We start from the raw sequence: 18049 nt of genomic DNA, 5'->3' as shown, positions 1-18049 counted from the left end.
ATCTCCCTTGATAAATCTCTTAAGGAGTTGCTCAGATGAAACCAGATCCTATTATCGTCGAAAATCTAGCTCTTACACCGATTTTCATCGATGTCCATAATAGATTCATAATGGATGGGGTGATCAACCCCAACAGGCAAGTATTCGAAATCGACACTTTTATGGAAGCGGTGTCGATCAAAGAAACAGTAGATGAATGACCTCACGGATTTCCCGTGAGGTTTTTTTTACACCGGAACAACTCTTAATATAAACCCATCATCCAGGAGGAGGGATCTTGTGAGCAAAGAAAATTCATCTTACCAACAGATTCAAGATCAGGAAGACAGAAGCAAAGGTTTGAGCAAATGGGCGTTGCTTGTTCTTGGCCTTCAACACGCTTTCACCATGTTTGGCGCAACTGTACTGGTGCCGTACCTTACCGGTGTTCCAGTCAATGTCGCTCTTTTCACCGCAGGAATCGGAACACTGATTTTCCACCTTCTCACTAAATGGAAGGTTCCGATATTCCTCGGCTCAAGCTTCGCCTATATAGCTCCGATAAACGCAGTCATACTTTATCACGCCAATGTCTCGGACAAATTCCAATCCGTACCGGAAGCGATGGCTGCAGGAGTTTCGATAACACCGGAGATGATCGCTTATGCTACAGGAGGGATCATGATCGCCGGTTTGGTCCAGGTAGGTATCGCGATACTGATCAAATTCATTGGTGTCGAGAAATTTGAAAAGCTCTTCCCGCCAACGGTTGCCGGCACAATAATCGCAGTCATAGGTCTAAACCTTGCTCCTGTGGCTATAGACATGGCCAGCTCCAACTGGTGGATAGCGCTAGTAGCTCTTGGAACGGCCGTTGTTGTCAGGCTCTACATGAAAGGTTTTACGAGGTTGATCCCGGTTATGTGTGGAATTATAGTCGGGTACATTGTTGCAGCGGTTACTGGGAACGTCAGTTTCGCAGCGGTTTCAGAAGCAGGGTGGATAGGTGTTCCCGGATTCGTTCTGCCGAAGTTTTCCCTTTATGCTCTTTCGGTTCTGGTTCCGGTAGCTCTTGCTCCGACGATAGAGCATTTTGGAGATATCTTCGCCGTTTCTGCCATAGCGGGTAAGAAATATTTCGAAGATCCCGGAGTACACAGAACTCTTGCCGGTGATGGTATAGCGACAGCTGTGGCGGGACTGCTTGGAGGACCAGCGAACACCACCTACAGCGAAAACACCGGTGTTCTTGCCATAACGAAAGTCTTCAACCCAGTGGTAATGAGGATAGCGGCTGTATTCGCGATAATTCTCTCATTTGTTCCAAAAGTCGGCGTGTTGATACAGTCGATACCCACTTCCGTTATGGGTGGTATTGAAATACTTCTGTTCGGTATGATATCAGCGGTTGGAATGAGAACTCTCATAGAAAACAGAGTTAAAGTCGATGGCAAGAATTTGACAATAATTGCCGTGATGCTCGTGATCGGTATAGGCGGTGCATCGATCGGGATTGGAAACGTAAAATTCCAGGGAATAGGACTTGCAGCTCTGGTTGGACTGATTCTGAATGCTATTTTCATGCTTACAAAAGCTCCAGAAGAATGATGTGAATTTCGTAATTATTATAAAGACGCCCTAAAGGGCGTCTTTTTTGATATACTATTCGGAAATTAGGAGGTGAAAACTTTGCTGGAAGGTAAACAGGTCAGGCTAAGAGAATACAGAAAGGAAGATGTAGTTCTTGCACACAAGTATATAAACGATTTCGAGGTGAAAAGGTTGCTTGTTCCTGGCATTCCATTTCCCATGAGGCTGGAAGAAGAGGAAAAGTGGTACGATAGTCAGAGCGCTTTTAAAGATACTTACAATTTTGCGATAGAATCTCTGGAGAGTGGCGAATATCTGGGTGGCTGCGGAATCAACGAAGTCGACTGGAAGAACAGTGTCGCGGTTGTTGGCATCTTCCTGGGGAAACCTTTCTGGAACAAAGGATTTGGGAGCGACGCCATGAGGATACTTTTGAGGTTCATCTTTGAGCAGATGAACATAAACAAAGTCAATCTCAACGTTTACTCTTTCAACGAACGTGCCATATCATCGTATGTCAAGTGTGGTTTTAAAGTTGAAGGAAGGTTGAGGCAGAGAGTTTACCGAGATGGAAAATATCATGACGAAGTCATCATGGGCATTTTGAGATCGGAATTCGAACAAAGTTGATACAAATCCATAATTTTCGCTGATTAATTGTTTGCGTGAGTTTCTCCCTGCGCTTACCATGCCTCCCATAGAATCGTTTCCATGCTTCTGGCTGAAATCAAAAAAGGGTGGTGCTTTCGCACCACTTTAATCCACATCTCTAAACAAGGGGTTCATTTATGTCAACTCGCTTTTATCGTGCAGAATTTCTTCAACTTCAGTTTGATTTTTATCTCTTTCACTATAAATAACATAACACATGAAATCATAATTGTCAACCAATACAGTCATAATGATTGAATAATTATTAGATATCCATAATAATAATTACCAAGAAAGATGTTTTATCTGGATAAGTTCACTGTTAAAAAGCATTGATTGAAAGTATTTCACTTAATTTGATCAGATTTTCAATAAGTTTATACATGATTTGCTAACTTCCATGGAGATTGCACAACATAAACAACGTGGGTAGTATTGGAGTGTTGATTAATTTATAAAATTCAGATTGAAGTTTTCAAGTCAAAAAACAAAGGCTACATGGTACTTTCAAAGACAAGTAGTACGTGGTAAACTAAATATAGTACGTGATCCTTACCGTGGAGGAAAGAATGCACTACAGTCTTTTCAAGTCATACCTGCAGCCGGCTGAAGCCAGAGAAATTCGAAAGACCCTTTTTACGATGGCTCTTCCAGCGATAGGAGAAAATGTATTACAGATGCTCCTTGGAATATCGGACACTGCCTTTCTAGGTCACTACGACTGGAGAATTATGACGGCAGTTGGAACTGCCAATCAGGTGGTGTTCATATTTCAGGCAGTTCTCGTGGCCCTTTCTACAGGGGCCATGGTTCTAATATCCAACAGTATAGGTGCAGGCAACAAGGAGAGAGTGAATTCAATAGCCTGGCATGCCGTTTATCTAAGCGTTGTGGCAGGTGTCGTACTTTCGTTGGGATCATTCTTCTCAGGACAATTGCTAGGGCTTTTCTTTCCATCGAGCGATGCCTTCATGCAGAGTAACGGAAGCCAGTATCTTGGAACTATAATGGCTGGTTTTCCTGCCATGAGTATCATGATAGTTCTCGGGGCTACATTGAGGGGAGCGGGTGACACTAGGTCACCTATGATAGTTGCGGCGGTTTCGAATGTGTTGAACGTTTTTCTGGACTACGCCATGATATACGGTAAGTTCGGTTTTCCGGAAATGGGCGCTTTCGGGGCCGCACTCGCAACTGTTTTATCAAGGATTATAGGATCGGCGATAATACTTCTATTGCTCTTCAGAAACAGGAAAATCTCAATGCGTAGAAGACCGTCCGGTTTCTCAAGATGGATGACCGGAGAGATCTTTTCTATCGGTCTGCCTACTTCCATAGAAAACTTAGGCTTCTCCACAGGTGTGCTGGTCTTTGCAAACATTCTTTTCATAGCGGGCCCACAGGCTTACGCAGCTCACAGAATAGGCATTCAGGTCGAGTCGCTTTCTTTTATGCCTGCCTGGGGTATGGGTGTGGCTATAACAGCGATGGTAGGAATTTATAACGGAGCCAATGAGCGGAGAAAAGCGATAGGATCGGTTAAGCAGGGTTGGTTGATAGCTCTTCTGATCTCTTCCATAATAGGAACTACAATAACTATTTTTCCAGATCTCTTCATATCAATTTTCACGAACGAAACTTCAATCGTAGAAGCCGGTCGTCTTCCCGTGAGAATAATAGGCCTATTTCAGGTGGTCATGGGAACAGATTACGCTGTAACCGGCGCTTTGCGTGGTATGGGAGATACATCCTTTCCCATGAAATCCTCCCTTGCGGCCATGTGGTTCGTAAGACTTCCAGTCGGATTCTTACTGGTGAAGTACTTCAACATGGGCCTTCTAGGTGCATGGATAGGTATGATGTCTGATATGGCATTCAGAACTTTTCTGAAGTTCAGAAGATTCTCTTCTGGCAAATGGGAGAAAACCGCCGACGCAATCCAAACCCGTTCAAAAAGCTTTATTGATAGTGTGTCCAACTGAAATGAGACAAATCCTTTCCTTGGTATATCATGGGTTACAATGTTTCAGCTGTGAAAGCATGTAAACAAACATTTCACAGAAAACAAAGCTGTTTATTCTCACAAAAGGTATAAAATTATCGCGTGTAGATATTTTCACTTTCTCGATCAATGGTACACAATAGTCAGCTTAACTTTTCCGCGTGTTTTGATAAGGATCACGTATTTAGTATAACGAGAGATACAGACTCTAGCTATGATAATCGAGTTTCATCATGTCTCATCGTTTCCCATGACAAAATAAGAGAAGAAAACAAGGCGGAGTTTTATGCTATAAATGAAGGTGGAGTTGTTTTGTCCACGTGTTGAAGGGTTCAAGTCCTTCAGTTTAGTATATTTGTATTGTTATTTCAATCACACACGATATCGATCTTCTATATTATTTCAGGAGGTAAAGCATGAAAAAAACCCTAGTTGTTTTGATTGCTATTTTTGTTCTTTCAACAACAATGGTTTTCGCACTTATCAGTGGTGATCCTGTGGTTAAGGGACAGCTCCCGTTCCTTCTCACGAACGCCGGACAGGGGCCTGGTGGAAAGATGGCAAGACTTCTCATCTGGCAGTCGAAGGCTATTCAAGAAACGGATTTCGATTACAACGCCGAACCTTTGAGAGACAATCCCAACGATCTCACCGCACGTGATTATAAAATGCTTTTCGTTATAATCGGCTCATCTGCAAAGGGTCTTGGTGCATCCGGTATAACTATCGAAGAGGAAATTGCGAGGTTGAACAAAATGATCGCTGAAGCCAAGAGGCTGAACCTTTTTATAATCGCGGCACATATCGAAGGGAAGGACAGGAGAGGAAATCCCGGCAGCGCAGATGAACAGTCGATAGATGCGATAGCTCCCTTTGCGGATTACCTCATTGTTATGAAAGATGGAAATCAGGATGGAAAATTCACCAGAATAGCCCAGGAAAAAAATATTCCTCTTACGATAATTGATAACACTATTGATTTCATGCAGGTTATCAAGCAGATGTTCCCGACCGAATAGTTAGAAACCATCGAATGTTTTCGGGGGGGAGTTTAAATGTATCTTCAAACAACGATTATAGCAATTGTCATGGTAGCAACTTTCGCACTGGCCAGCTGGAAACTAAAGTCACCAGAGATTTCAATGGTGATAACAGCCATCGTGGGCGCTCTTGTTGGGGGTTTCGGATTCCCTTCGAGACTGCTGGTCGAAGGAATGTTCACATACTTCGATGTTGGTTTGATATTTCTTACCGCGTCGATATTCATCAACATCTATTCAGAGACTGGTGCGATGAACGCTCTGGTCAGATGGATCGTCAAGCAATTCTACGATAAAAAATGGTTGATGTTGATCCTTCTGGGTATTCTGATGATAATCCCTGGAGCTCTTACAGGAGCCGGTAGCGTTTCGATCTTCGTGGTAGGAGGTCTTGTCAGTTCAGTAATGAATTATATGGGCTTTTCGAAGAAGAGAATCGCAGCCTTTATTTACCTCTTCGCCATGCTGGCGGCTGTTGCACCACCAATAAATCTGTGGGCCATGTTGATGGCTGCGCAGGCCAATATGCCATATGTTGGTTTCGGTGTCGTTCTTATGGTTCCGATAATCATAATTGCCTCTTTCACCATACTATATACAGGACTGAGCAAAACACCTGAAAGAAAGACTAAGACCGAGATTCTGGAAGAGTTGCCACAACCACCGGCCGGTATGAATTGGTTTAAGATCCTTGTTCCTTTCGGTGTGCTTTTAGTTCTTATTCTACTCATGCAGTACGCGGCTTTCTATATCCCCGTACTTGGATTGCCTCTGACATTCATGATCTGTGCATTCATTTCTATAGGAATGGATAAGGAGCGTTGGAAGGTAAAGAAATGGTACAACGTTATGGTGAAAACCGTCGATCAGGTCTTTCCACTTCTCGGTACCGTTATCAGCGTCGGAGTGCTGGTGAATATCATGACGGCCACCGGCGTGAAAGGATTGCTGGCGATCACCTTTATAACGCTCCCAATGGCATTCATCTACATAACCGCACTGATTTTTGCTCCATTCGCACAAGGTTCTCTGAGCTATGGAAGTGCTATCATACTCGGGACCCCGATAATTTTCCTTTTCAACTCCATGGGGCTAAATGTTACCGTCACGGCTGCGGCTCTCAGTTTTCTCTTCCCGCTGGGAGACTGCCTGCCCCCATCAAGAATCGTTGGCCGGTTGACCGTTGAAACGGTTGGTTACGAAGGTAGTTACATGTCCTTCCTAAAAGCCATAGCCATACCCTGGTTATTTATGGGAGCTATTGGACTGTTGATGTTATTGTTCCCCAACCAGCTCAGGTTCCTGGTGGTTTATTGATGGAGGTGAGAATATGCTGGTCTTTTTTGACACAATAATTCATTATCTGTACTTTATAATGACCGCGTTCTTCGCATTTCTACTCTTGAGGAACCTCTTCAAGAGGGAGAAGAGAAAGGCCCTGGTGTATGATATTGTCTATTCTTACGTCATAATCACATTCATCCTCAGAGTAATCGGGATCAAGTGAGGAGAGGAAAACTATGAAGAATTCAATGTATTTGAAAATACTCTTTCTGGTCCTTTCCGGCATTCTCGGCATTCTCGGAGGCATAGAATTCGTTGAACTACGCAACTATAAAGAGACTGTTGTGGTATCTGAGGATTTCACCGAGATGATAATGCTCAGCGAATATCTACCGAGCTTGAAGGGAACCTGGGGAGATACACCTATATATATATACGACTCCGGAGTTCCTGGTGGCTCGATGTTGATTCTCGGCGGTACCCATCCATATGAACCCGTTACAACCGTGGCGGCTTATGTTGTGATGGAAAACATCAAAGTTGAAAGTGGTAAAGTGTACATAATACCTCACGCCAACCTGAGTGCTTCAACACTCGGTATGCTGGGGAATGCTTATCCAAAGTATTTTTCTGTTGAGACTCCTTGGGGAAGTCAGAAATACAGAATAGGTGATAGGGGAACTAATCCCCTTGACCAATGGCCCGATCCATACACGTACATTCATTACCCATCCGGTCAGAACCTAGCCTATCAAGATATTCGTAATCTCAACAGGACTTTCCCCGGACGTGCGGATGGAACACTCACCGAACGGATCTCTTTCGCGATAATGGAGCTCATAAGGAAAGAAGATATCGATATCTTCTTCGATTATCATGAAGCCTCCCTAATGTATCCGGTTGTAAGCACATATGTGGCACACGACGACGCCATGGATATAGGCATGATGGCTGCTATGATGCTCAGTGCAACTCAGTTCCCCATGAAAATCGAAGCCTCTCCGAAGAATCTCAAAGGTCTGACACACAGAGAAGTCGGAGATTTCAGCGATGCCCTTGCGCTACTTATGGAAACACCTGAACCGTTTATCGATAGGGTCGCAGGAAGGATGACAGAAGAACTCATGGTCGATGGTATCGACGAGTTCGTGCAAACAGCCGCCGAGAAGGGACTAGTTTACTGCGATTACGATATCAAAGAGGGTTTCACCGATCCTCTCGGAAATGTTATTATCGGTGCTCCACTCGATTACAGGGTTGGGAGACATCTTTCGGGAACTCTCGAAGCTGTGAACTGGATGAATATGTTTTTCCCTGAAAAGGCCTTGATTATATCCTTCCCAGGCTATGCCGAAGTAATGAAAAACGGTACGGGCTATTACCTACACGACCCGAGCAAAGCAGATCCATCGAGAGTTTTTAAGAATTGATTCAATTGGGGACCCTATTTGGGTAAATACGGTACAAAAAATAACTTAAGGGGGTAAAGCATGAAAATCAAGTTTAAAGTACTCATGTTATTGACAGTCTTTCTGTTCCTTCTGGGAGGGACAGCTCTTACCTGCACCATTATCGCAGTTGGTAAGGATGCTATGGCTGACGGTTCCACTGTAATTACACACAACGATGATTCGAGTGTCGCTGATTTTAGGCTATGGATAATTCCAGCTATGGACTGGCCCGAAGGCTCGATGAGAGATATCGTTGTCGATTCTCATAACTACATCGATTACGGTAACTACCCTAATGTTGATATCGGTAACAAGGGGATTCTTGTAGGGCAGATCCCACAGGTTCCACACACATATCGTTATTTCCACTCCAGGTATTCTTTCATCAATGAAATGGGAGTGGCGATGGGCGAATCAACATCGAGCGCCAGAAGAGAGCTCAGAGAAGCCAGAGGTATGATCGATTGCTGGACAATTCAGGATATAGCTCTTGAGAGAGCTAAAACCGCCAGAGAGGCTGTTAGAATCATGGGCGATCTCGTCGAAGAATACGGCTGGTACGGTTCTGGCGAAATCATCAATGTGACGGATGGAAATGAAGTCTGGATCTGCGAATTTTACGGCAGAGATCTCTGGATTGCTTTAAGGATGCCAGATGACTGTGTTTATGTTGGTGCAAATACTTTCCGTATTCGTGACGTAGATTTTGAAGACACCGAAAATGTTATGCATTCACCAAATCTGATTTCCTACGCTGTAGAGCAGGGCTGGTATGACCCTAACTCGGGAGAACCCTTCAGACCGGTGGATGTTTATGCACCGAGAACTAAAGGTAACATCCGTGAATGGAGAGCCTTCGATCTTCTCGCACCGTCGATGGGATTCGAGTATCTGGAAGTCCATTATCCTCTCTGGATAAAGCCTGACAAGAAACTCACAGTTTGGGACATCTTCACTATTTCCGGTGACTGGTACGAAGGTACGCAGTTCGATTTAACCAAGGGATTTGGTGCGGGACCGTTCGGCGATCCTTTCGCTAGTTATACGACCGGCGGAAGGCAAAGGCCGATCGGAATACCTCTGACATGTTACCTGCAAATTAGCCAGATTAAGAGCTGGCTACCGCCTGAAATAGGTGCACTAGTATGGTTCGGTTACGGCGCCGTTGGTACATCGTATCAAACGCCGCTATGGCCAATCATGGCTGAACTTCCCGAGTTCTATAGAACCGGTAGCAGGTACGAGATATTCAGAAGGGACTCCGGCTGGTGGACGAACACTTACGTGCAGGAAATGGCCAGACGCAGATTTAGTGATGCCATCGTAGATTTGAGGAACTTCAGAGATCCCAAGATGGAAACGATATATAACACTGTACCAAAGATTCAAGAACTGGCCGCCAAAGTCTATGAAACTGACCGCGATGCCGCCATAGCAATAATAAGCGATTACGCATACAACACCGCAGTTGCATGGCAGGCCGACTGGTTGAAACTCGGAGATATGCTTATGGGTAAATACGCGGCAGATAGAGTGAATTTCGGTGGAACGAACTATCCGAAAGAGTGGAGAGATGCTTTAACGTTCATTAACGAGAACTTCTCCACAGAAAAGTGATGATTTTAATGCAGAGTCTGCACAGACTCTGCATTTTCTATGCTGGAGGTGATATTTGAGGTTTGGCCGAACAGCTCTACATAGCAACTCGGAACATCAAGAAAGTCATATTTCTCTTTGATGGGGTGATGTACTTTTATGAAGAAGGCATTGGTAATTCTTATTGTATTCCTCGTGACTCTTGGAAGTGCGGCGATAGCATGTACAATCCTTGGTGTCGGCAAAGACGCCATGGTGAACGGTTCTACGATAATCACTCACAACGATGATTCAACCAGCGCGGATTTCCGTCTTTGGATAATTCCTGCAATGGACTGGCCAGAAGGCTCTATGAGAGATATCGTCCTCGATTCTCACAACTACATCGATTACGGTAACTACCCCGATGTCAATGTAGGCACCAAGGGAACACTGATTGGTCAAATTCCCCAGGTCCCCCACACCTACCAGTATTTCCACTCAAGGTACTCCTTCATGAACGAGAAGGGGGTCGCCATCAGTGAATCTACTTTCTCCATCGATACAAGCACAGATTACGGTAAGCAAGTAAGAAAAGTTCTTTGGACGGACAGCATGGGCATCATCGATTGCTGGACGGCGCAGGATATCGCTCTTGAGAGAGCTGCAACTGCGAGAGAAGCCGTCAGAATTATGGGCGATCTCGTTGAGCAGTACGGCTGGAGCACCGTGGGTGGCGGCGGAGAGACTATGACCGTTGCGGATGGTGAAGAGTGCTGGATAGCCGAGTTCTACGGAAGAGATATATGGGTCGCAGTTAGAATTCCTTCCGATCATTTCACTGTGGCGGCCAACAGGGCCAGGATCATGGAAGTCGACCTCAACGACACCGAAAATGTAATGGCCTCTCCGAACATCGTGTCCTTCGCCGTTGAGCAGGGATGGTACGATCCCGCTTCCGGCAAACCGTTCAATATAGCGGAGATATACGCTCCGAATGACAACCTTTACGCAACAAGAAGAGAATGGAGAGCCTTCGACCTGGTTGCACCATCTCTGGGTCTCAGTCCGCACGACGTAAGGTTCCCCCTCTCTGTAAAGCCAGACAGACTTCTCACAGTTCACGATATCTTCGTTATCAAGGGCGATTACTACCAGGGTACAGAATACGACCTTACGGTAGGACCGGCCGCAGGTCCCTGGGGTGATCCTCTCAGATACGCTAACACCAGCAGGACCGGAACGTGGGAGAGAAGCATCAACATGCACAGAACTTGCTATGTCCACATCGGCGAGACGAACTCCGCTTATGCCGATCCATTCAAGGGAGTTTCATGGTACGGTTACGGCGCACCGGATACGGCATACATAGTTCCGCTCTGGCCAATCATGAGAGAACTTCCTAAGTTCTACGAGACCGGCAGTAGGTATGAAGAATTCAGAAGAGACTCCGGCTGGTGGGTTAGCTCCTATGTACAACAGATGGCTGAGCTTCACTACAACCTTGCCATCCAGGATATAAGGAACTACAGGGATCCAAAACTTGAAGTGCTGTACAAGTTGACACCACAGGTCCAGGCAATGGCGACCGAAATGTACAAGACGGATCCGGAAGCTGCCATCGACTTCGTTTCCAACTACGCTTTCATGAACGCGGTTGCGTGGTTCGAAGAGTGGAAGCTCCTCGGCGACAGACTCCTCGGTAACTATGCTCTGGGTTATGTGAATTTCAAATCTTCCCCATATCCTGATTGGTGGAATGAACTGATCGGTTACGGTTTTCCTGAAAGATAATCGATAGAAAGAGCTTAAAAGGCGGCCCATGGCCGCCTTTTTCTTTTAGAAACTCTCTGGTTTGTGATAATGTGTATCGATTCATCGTTGTAAAAAATCTGCGTTTTAAACAGTAGAAAACTCGTGGGAGTTATGATAACATCGGTCAGTATAGAAGAACCTGAAAGGAGTGGCACGGGTGCAGAACATTGAAAAGATACTCGATCTTGTCGAAGAACTGTTTGATGAACTTGAAAATACTGATGTTCAAGATTTATTCGAATCCCTCCCAGATATGGAACAGGACGAAGTGGTTGAGCTCAGGTCAAGCATCGAAGATTGGGTTGACGGTCTCGATGAGGTAATCTCAAGACTTCCAGAACTTCAGTCTTCGATATTGGAACTCAAAGCCGATCTTGAAAGATTGAACGATTCCGTAGTGGAACTTGAAGAGGATTTCGACGAGGAATAAATTGCATGATTAAAAAAGGAGGCCCCGAACGGCCTCCTTATCATCTGTTTTTTTTACCTTTAAGCTATCTTGGTAAGATACTTACCCTGTTCGAAACCATTTGATTTCCGCCTCGCTTGATTGTTTGCTGCCATCGCTTCTGGTCAGGATCGTTGTGCCGTATGGACCTCCCTCTTGAGTATTTCTTTGCTCAAAGTTTCCGACACCCGGTAAATTTTCATGTCTACTCCCTCTGCACCCTCTGCCTTGTCCAGAGTCAGAATGAGCCTAGAGTGAACGCTTAATAAGCGCGGTCAGGTCAATTGGTAGTCAATATCCTCAAGTTCTTTGAGTAGTTCCGGATCGAAGATATTACGTACAACGAATTCAGCTATCAAATTTTCCGGAGCGAATTCGTAGAGTTTATCACCGAATAGATCGTACATCTTTCTCAACCGGCCCTGTTCGCTCATAAAATACAGAGTCAGGAGATTTTTCAGCTCGGGATGATCAACTTTTGCAAGCGTCAGCAACATACTGGCCAGCTCTTCTGTGCCGAGTTTGTCCTTTATCGTTACATTGCGCCAGTTCGAAGATACCCGTTCGATACCGAATAACGCCTTTAAGCAGATAACGAGGAAAATGTTAGACATATCTCCCGCATAAGTGAATATGGTATTTCCCTCTTTTTCTGGAATCAGTTTGATCCTTCCGTCTGCCACAACTTCACACGAGATTTCTTCCAGTCTCTTGCGTGTTCGTCTGATAGCAGTGTTCCTCTTTGCTCAGGAAGATCGATCATAGCGCCCATGATTGAACGGGCAAAACTCTTCGTGACCACTGACGATCCACCAAGCCAGCCCGGCAATCTTCCTCCGTGACCTGGAATCACGTGAACGACCCTCTCTTTTTGGTCGATTTCTCTCACAAGGTAAGACTTTCCACCCAATATGAACGAATTATCGCCACCCCCGTCCTCCTGTCCACTCAGTATCAGCGGGTGTATTTTACCGATCTCTTCTCCGGAAAGCACTACGGAGTATTCCAGAGAACCGGGAAAGAGGACAACAAAATCCATCTTCGAACGGCCGTTACCGAGGATTTCATCAGTGGAGGCGCCAGAAACGATCCTGCCGTCGCGTTCGACCAGAAACTCTCTTTCTATGAGATGGTCAACCAGCATTTTGAAGTGATCTCTACCTACTCTGGCAAAGGGGAAGGCTCTCTTGAGGAAGTCCAGATCCCCGGCATTTAGCGAGCCTCTCCAGTACGAGAGTCCAATCAGTTGATGGGCCAGAAGTTGTGGGTAGAAGTCGATCGGTTCTACCGGTTCCACCGTATTTTCGTCAAGTTTCTTGAGTATTCCGAGGAGGTAATAGAAGCTCTGATTATCGTTCAGGAAAATCGTTATTTTCGACTGCCCTTTCTTCCGTCCAGACCTTCCGGCCCTCTGGAGAAAGGAGGCGGCTGAGGAGGGGAGCTCGAGAAAGATAACTCTGTCTATGTCGCCTATATCGATTCCCATCTCGAGAGTCGAAGTTGCGACTACCACCCTCAGGTCAGGATTATTCTTGAAGTCCTCTTCGATCCGGCCTCTCTGAGATTTCGATACGGAGCTATGATGAACTGGAACGTTTATGCCGAGTGGGCTCGCGATTGCGGCGAACTCTTCGGCCTTCGATCGGGAATAGGAAAAAACGAGTATCTTCTCTCTGGTTCCCTTCAAAAGCTTCAACAGATAATCGACAGGTTCGATTTCTCCTTCAGTAAAAACCTCCATGTGTCTGGAAACCTTCCTACCATCGGCTACAATTACACAGGACCTTTCGGAACTCCCATTCAGCCATTTCATCATCCTGTCAGGGTTTCCCACAGTTGCCGACATGGCGATTCTCTGTGGATCAGCCTGCGAAAGGATTCTCAGTCTTTCCAGAATCGACACAAGCTGTGCTCCACGAGGCGATTCTATGAAAGCGTGAACCTCGTCGATGATGATGAATTCTATACCTTCTAAAAGACAGGCATTTGAACTCGAAAGAATACCTTCAACCGATTCAGGTGTAGTTACAAGAATCGAAGAGTCCCTGATGGCACTTTCCTTGTCCCACCTAGAGAGATCGCCATGCCACTTTCCGACGAAGAGACCAAAAGGACTCAGCATCACATCGAGTCTTGAAGCGATATCGTTTATGAGAGATTTAAGCGGCGCAAAGTAAATACACTTTAGGCCGCGCTCCGCATGTAGCAGTCTATTCAACACCGGAATCATAACAGCTTCGGTTTTTCCAGAGGCCGTACCGGCTATCAAAAGCAAGTTATTGCCATCGAGAATCGGCGGGATGGTCTTACCCTGAATCTCTCTGAGTTCTTTCCAGTGGAATCGATAAGAGAGGAGATCCAGAATCTTCTGGTCAATTCTCGGGTCGATTACCAGAGCTCATCTACCGCCTTCACCGGCTTCTTAAAAACGGATTCCGGTTTTCTGCCCTGACGCATACAATCAAGGAATTCAACTGTCAGTTTGGCCACTTCTCTCGTGGATGGTCTTATTTTGCCATCCACTCCGGTATATTGCTGCTTAAGAGACTTAACGAGAAGCTCTTCGATTTCCTTTCCACCGTCGAATGAATAGCATTCTCTGTAAAGCTTGATCAATTTACTTGCCAGCATTTTCAATCCATCGAGTTCAAGAGGTTTGAGCGAAAGAATCAGTGATTTTCCGCTATCATCGCCCGTTATGTTTTTCATCCTGTCATACAGAGCGTGGTACGAGGCTATTCCCCTGTTCTTGTTCTCGAACCACACATCCGTTCCCAGCCAGAGGAAATAAGTACGCTGAAGGAATCCAGCAGAAAGTCTGTCGATTATCTCTCTCAGCTGATTGAAAGTGCGCTCTCTAACATCGCGTCTCCTGTTCATTATGCTCTCGAGTTCATCCATTATAACTACCATTCCGGGAACCTGGAGCGTATCCATGAGTGAAGTGAAGGATCTCAGGAAATTCCACCCGTCGTCCTGAAGAAAATGGTAGATACCGCGCTTTTTCATGGATCTTTTGTCGATACTGTCACCAACGAGATAGGCATAAAACTCTTCTGTAGTCTCGCCTTTTGCCGTGCTAACCACATAAGCGGCACAGAACTGGGAGAACATTCCATCGGGATCGTAATGGTCTCTCTTAGAAAGGTACTCCTTCACAGACATTATCTCTTTGGCCGGTATGGCCTGACTCCTCATTTCTTCGATGATACTCTCGGCCCAGGCGCCTAGAAAGATTTTTAGAGGATTTCCGCTTATACCGACCAAAGACATGTTTTTCATGATAGACCTGAATAACTCGTCCTGCTTGTGTAAAGTATCGTAATCCTTTTCGGCGAGACTGGAGATCATCATACCCTTCTCTCTTGCCAGGTACTCGGCGTATCTGGCGAGGGTCGTTTTTCCCAGTCCATACTCTCCCAGAAAGACCCGTACTTTGCTCCTGCCGGTGAGAATATAATCGATATCGTTTTCTATCTCTACCTGATATTTGTCCCTACCTGTGAGGATTTCCTTTATGTAATCGACCGGAACGGCCGCTCCAGCCCTTATCGCTTCGAACATCGGATGGTAATCCACTAGTAGCTCTCCTTTCGCTTAGCCTTCAAAAGTGAATTTCCTCTTGAGAATGTCCCTAATCCTGGAATCGAAGTTACGACCCCATATTACACGGGGTTTCTCACCGCTAATAACTTCAATCAGGGGTTTCCCACCGGTGGTAATCTTTGGAGCGACTACAAAAACGCTCCAGAAACTTAAACCGAGTTCTTCGAGTGTGTACTCCTTTTCCGGTTCGCATGCCAGAATTTTGCAAACAGTCTGTAGCGTTTTTCCCGAAAGCGCTTCTATCTTGTCTTCAAGTTCTTTCAAACCATATGTTTTTTCTCCAGCTACTGGTAGCTTTTCTTCAACGATTGCCCCGATCTCTTCAGGAGCCATTTCGGGGAAGTAATAATGCAAAACGGTTTTAAGGTTGCTTTTCACGGACCATTCCATTTCATAATGGAGAGAGTTTATCTTCTCCACCAGTTCCCTGGGTAGCGTGAATGGTTTCTTATCTTCGACCACTTTCGGCTCTTCGATAGTGGCAAGAATCTCGGGTAATCTCTCGATAGCCGGTACTAGCGATATATTGGGGTCCTGACTTTCGGCTTTTCTCTGGTCCGATTCGCGAGTTCTCTGTTTAGCTTTCAAAGGGGCCGGAAGTCCATTTTGCGGATACTCCTTCCAACTTCCCAATATGGTGGCCTCATTCATAAAGTCTAAAAAAAGTTTTGCGTTTTCTTCTTTCGCAAAGAAAAGCTTCAGAATAGGTGTACCAAAACCCTTTGACAGTACCGTGATCACATAATATACGAAGCATTCTACTCTTTCGTTGTTTTTGGCCTCTCTGTCCTGACCACCACCTGGAAGAAGGTATTTCCAAGTGTATCCGGCAAATCTGGCACCTTTGCTGTCAAGAAAGGCTTCTTTCGAAATTTTGAGTTCGTTGAAATTGAAATTTACGTTCTCATATGGAAAGGTCTTTGTCGCCTTTTTCAGACCACTGGAAGTTATGTTCATCTCATCTATAGAACAGAGCGTGTAAGAACCTTCCTGATCGTCGTCGCGTACTATTTTGAAATCGGTTCTTTTCGCCGTATAACGCACTGTCTCGCCGGCGTGAGAGAGAGGGTCCTTTATCTGTTTCTCCTCCACTATTGTCCAACACGATTGGCCAGATATAGATCTTTGAAACAGCGTGATCAAACCGGCTCCAATCTTTTCGAAGTACCAGCGTCGCGACTGCTCCCAGTGAGTTTGCGAAAGGCCGTACCTTGTTCTTGCATCCTTCACACCCTCGAACCACGCCTCAAGCGAAGGAATTCTCTCCATCCCCTTCTCCAGATACGATACGAAGACTCCTTCCGGTACAATAAACCATGGCAGATAGCTAGAACAGTACTTCTGAAGTTCATGTATCACTGTTTCAACTCTGGAAAGTTGGACAGCTATTTCACTTTCTTCCGGTTCTCCTACCGCCAGAAGGAGCTGGTTTTCTACAAAGCTCTCCATCCCCTCCGGTTCTGGCGGAAATTGCTTGAGAAAATCCACCATATCTTCCTCGATCGATGGCAGAAAAGCACAGTGCAGTTTGAAGATGGCCGTCACCAGGTTGTTAAGGGGTAGCTTGGCGGCATACTGGCCGAACTTCTTTTTCACTTTCTCGTAGAGAATCTTCATCTCTCTCAAAGCGGAAAACAGATCTTCACCACCCTGAGAAATTTGCGTGGCATAGTGGGCGATGGTTTTCTCAATCATATCGGGCGCTTCTTTGAAAAGTGAGAAAAGATCTAAGAAATCATTATTGAAATCCTTCTGAGAAAGCGCCGCATCGAGAACAGCCTGTGAGAGATCAGTAAGCTTTTTCGACTGATAAGTAAGGACTTCACCTCGTGGTCCCCTGTATAAAAAAAGGAATTTCTGCTCGAACAACTTGCCGAAAATCGAGAAAATAGACGGGGCCTTGGAAGCTACAACCGCTGCAGATTGTGTCTCGGCTATCGCTCTCCAGCCTTTCCCCTCGAAACTCTCATCGGCTTTTTCAACGACATCCATCGCTGAAAGAAAACCCTTGAACCCGCGATCATTTAAATCAGACAAGACTGTCCCTCTTTTCGATCATTATCCAGGTTGATTATACTACACTTACCTTTGTCACTTTCGAACAACTCCCAAAACATTCATAGGCCTCCGCTTAGATCTCGCTCTATTCTTTCGGCTATATCCAGCAGTTTTTCCGCTATAAAGGCCTTGTTCTGGCAGGCTCTTGAAAATCTTGAATCATTACGCAGCGCGGGAATGCTCGCACCAACTATCTCGAGCCTGTTGATTGCCAGAAGGAGATAGGCTCCATCAAGAAGATGTTTTATCAATCTTGAGGTTCTATCATTCGAAGAGTCGTAAAGGTCGCGCTCCAGATCTCCAAAGAGAAAACCGATTGATTCAAGAATAACTCTGAAGGAGAATAGCAAAATGTTTTCAAGACTATCCAGGGGAAATTCTTCTAGCTTTTTCAAGTCAGACTTCACCTGTGATACCGCGAGTCTGGACTGTTCCTCCTCGCCCAGGTAGGCTCGGAGCTTTTCAGTGGTAAGACCGAAAAGATCGGCTATCTCATCGGCACCGCGTCCCTCTGCCAGAAGTTTGCGGAGATACTCTCTCTTGCTCATTG

16 protein-coding genes are annotated in these 18049 nt (G+C 45.4%); 11 read left to right on the top strand and 5 right to left on the bottom strand.

The window, feature by feature from the left end; translation table 11 throughout:
* Positions 1 to 35 precede the first annotated feature (35 nt).
* From MESINF_RS10240 to MESINF_RS10190, 11 genes are all read left to right on the top strand, one after another.
* Positions 36 to 200, top strand: coding sequence for a hypothetical protein (locus MESINF_RS10240; RefSeq protein WP_169699726.1), 165 nt, complete (start codon positions 36 to 38; stop codon positions 198 to 200).
* A 79-nt stretch (positions 201 to 279) separates the two neighbouring features.
* Positions 280 to 1587, top strand: a complete 1308-nt coding sequence (locus tag MESINF_RS10235; RefSeq protein ID WP_169699725.1) for a uracil-xanthine permease family protein — start codon at positions 280 to 282, stop codon at positions 1585 to 1587.
* An 81-nt stretch (positions 1588 to 1668) separates the two neighbouring features.
* Positions 1669 to 2199 (top strand): GNAT family N-acetyltransferase, encoded by a 531-nt coding sequence (locus MESINF_RS10230; RefSeq protein WP_169699724.1) that lies wholly within the window; start codon positions 1669 to 1671, stop codon positions 2197 to 2199.
* Positions 2200 to 2789: 590 nt separating this feature from the next.
* Positions 2790 to 4202 carry an MATE family efflux transporter gene (locus MESINF_RS10225; RefSeq protein ID WP_169699723.1) on the top strand — a complete coding sequence of 471 codons (1413 nt, stop codon included), beginning with the start codon at positions 2790 to 2792 and terminating at the stop codon, positions 4200 to 4202.
* A gap of 436 nt (positions 4203 to 4638) precedes the next feature.
* On the top strand, positions 4639 to 5241 hold the full coding sequence (locus MESINF_RS10220; protein ID WP_169699722.1) for a DUF6305 family protein: 603 nt from the start codon (positions 4639 to 4641) through the stop codon (positions 5239 to 5241).
* Between the two features lie 36 nt (positions 5242 to 5277).
* The gene (locus tag MESINF_RS10215; RefSeq protein WP_169699721.1) at positions 5278 to 6579 is read left to right on the top strand and encodes a citrate transporter; all 1302 of its coding nucleotides are present in this window, start codon (positions 5278 to 5280) and stop codon (positions 6577 to 6579) included.
* A gap of 13 nt (positions 6580 to 6592) precedes the next feature.
* Positions 6593 to 6769, top strand: coding sequence for a hypothetical protein (locus tag MESINF_RS10210; protein ID WP_169699720.1), 177 nt, complete (start codon positions 6593 to 6595; stop codon positions 6767 to 6769).
* A gap of 13 nt (positions 6770 to 6782) precedes the next feature.
* Positions 6783 to 7976 carry a M14 family metallopeptidase gene (locus MESINF_RS10205; protein ID WP_169699719.1) on the top strand — a complete coding sequence of 398 codons (1194 nt, stop codon included), beginning with the start codon at positions 6783 to 6785 and terminating at the stop codon, positions 7974 to 7976.
* 60 nt (positions 7977 to 8036) lie between these two features.
* Positions 8037 to 9614 (top strand): dipeptidase, encoded by a 1578-nt coding sequence (locus MESINF_RS10200; protein ID WP_169699718.1) that lies wholly within the window; start codon positions 8037 to 8039, stop codon positions 9612 to 9614.
* A 138-nt stretch (positions 9615 to 9752) separates the two neighbouring features.
* Positions 9753 to 11366 (top strand): dipeptidase, encoded by a 1614-nt coding sequence (locus MESINF_RS10195; RefSeq protein WP_169699717.1) that lies wholly within the window; start codon positions 9753 to 9755, stop codon positions 11364 to 11366.
* 178 nt (positions 11367 to 11544) lie between these two features.
* Complete coding sequence (locus tag MESINF_RS10190; RefSeq protein ID WP_169699716.1) at positions 11545 to 11817, top strand: hypothetical protein; 273 nt, start codon at positions 11545 to 11547, stop codon at positions 11815 to 11817.
* Positions 11818 to 12110: 293 nt separating this feature from the next.
* Here the strand turns inward: MESINF_RS10190 and MESINF_RS13695 are convergent, their stop codons facing one another.
* The 5 genes from MESINF_RS13695 to MESINF_RS10170 form a co-directional block, all read right to left on the bottom strand.
* Positions 12111 to 12449, bottom strand: coding sequence for a hypothetical protein (locus MESINF_RS13695; RefSeq protein ID WP_231936724.1), 339 nt, complete (start codon positions 12447 to 12449; stop codon positions 12111 to 12113).
* A 44-nt stretch (positions 12450 to 12493) separates the two neighbouring features.
* Positions 12494 to 14110, bottom strand: coding sequence for a DEAD/DEAH box helicase (locus tag MESINF_RS10185; RefSeq protein ID WP_231936723.1), 1617 nt, complete (start codon positions 14108 to 14110; stop codon positions 12494 to 12496).
* 113 nt (positions 14111 to 14223) lie between these two features.
* Positions 14224 to 15414: a BREX system ATP-binding domain-containing protein gene (locus MESINF_RS10180; RefSeq protein WP_169699715.1), complete on the bottom strand. Its 1191-nt coding sequence runs from the start codon at positions 15412 to 15414 to the stop codon at positions 14224 to 14226.
* A gap of 18 nt (positions 15415 to 15432) precedes the next feature.
* Positions 15433 to 17478 carry a hypothetical protein gene (locus tag MESINF_RS10175; RefSeq protein WP_231936722.1) on the bottom strand — a complete coding sequence of 682 codons (2046 nt, stop codon included), beginning with the start codon at positions 17476 to 17478 and terminating at the stop codon, positions 15433 to 15435.
* A gap of 80 nt (positions 17479 to 17558) precedes the next feature.
* Positions 17559 to 18047, bottom strand: a complete 489-nt coding sequence (locus MESINF_RS10170) for a hypothetical protein (RefSeq protein ID WP_169699714.1) — start codon at positions 18045 to 18047, stop codon at positions 17559 to 17561.
* Positions 18048 to 18049 lie beyond the last annotated feature (2 nt).

Source organism: Mesotoga infera (assembly GCF_900157305.1).
GTDB lineage: Bacteria > Thermotogota > Thermotogae > Petrotogales > Kosmotogaceae > Mesotoga > Mesotoga infera.
The sequence above is the reverse complement of the archived record's forward strand: the minus strand, read 5'-3'. Positions and strand labels throughout refer to the sequence as shown.

Coding starts and splice junctions, on each gene's coding strand:
- MESINF_RS10240 (WP_169699726.1), top strand. CDS start 36: ATGAAACCAGATCCTATTATCGTCGAAAATCTAGCTCTTACACCGATT.
- MESINF_RS10225 (WP_169699723.1), top strand. CDS start 2,790: ATGCACTACAGTCTTTTCAAGTCATACCTGCAGCCGGCTGAAGCCAGA.
- MESINF_RS10220 (WP_169699722.1), top strand. CDS start 4,639: ATGAAAAAAACCCTAGTTGTTTTGATTGCTATTTTTGTTCTTTCAACA.
- MESINF_RS10215 (WP_169699721.1), top strand. CDS start 5,278: ATGTATCTTCAAACAACGATTATAGCAATTGTCATGGTAGCAACTTTC.
- MESINF_RS10210 (WP_169699720.1), top strand. CDS start 6,593: ATGCTGGTCTTTTTTGACACAATAATTCATTATCTGTACTTTATAATG.
- MESINF_RS10205 (WP_169699719.1), top strand. CDS start 6,783: ATGAAGAATTCAATGTATTTGAAAATACTCTTTCTGGTCCTTTCCGGC.
- MESINF_RS10200 (WP_169699718.1), top strand. CDS start 8,037: ATGAAAATCAAGTTTAAAGTACTCATGTTATTGACAGTCTTTCTGTTC.
- MESINF_RS10195 (WP_169699717.1), top strand. CDS start 9,753: ATGAAGAAGGCATTGGTAATTCTTATTGTATTCCTCGTGACTCTTGGA.
- MESINF_RS13695 (WP_231936724.1), bottom strand. CDS start 12,449: ATGTCTAACATTTTCCTCGTTATCTGCTTAAAGGCGTTATTCGGTATC.
- MESINF_RS10170 (WP_169699714.1), bottom strand. CDS start 18,047: ATGAGCAAGAGAGAGTATCTCCGCAAACTTCTGGCAGAGGGACGCGGT.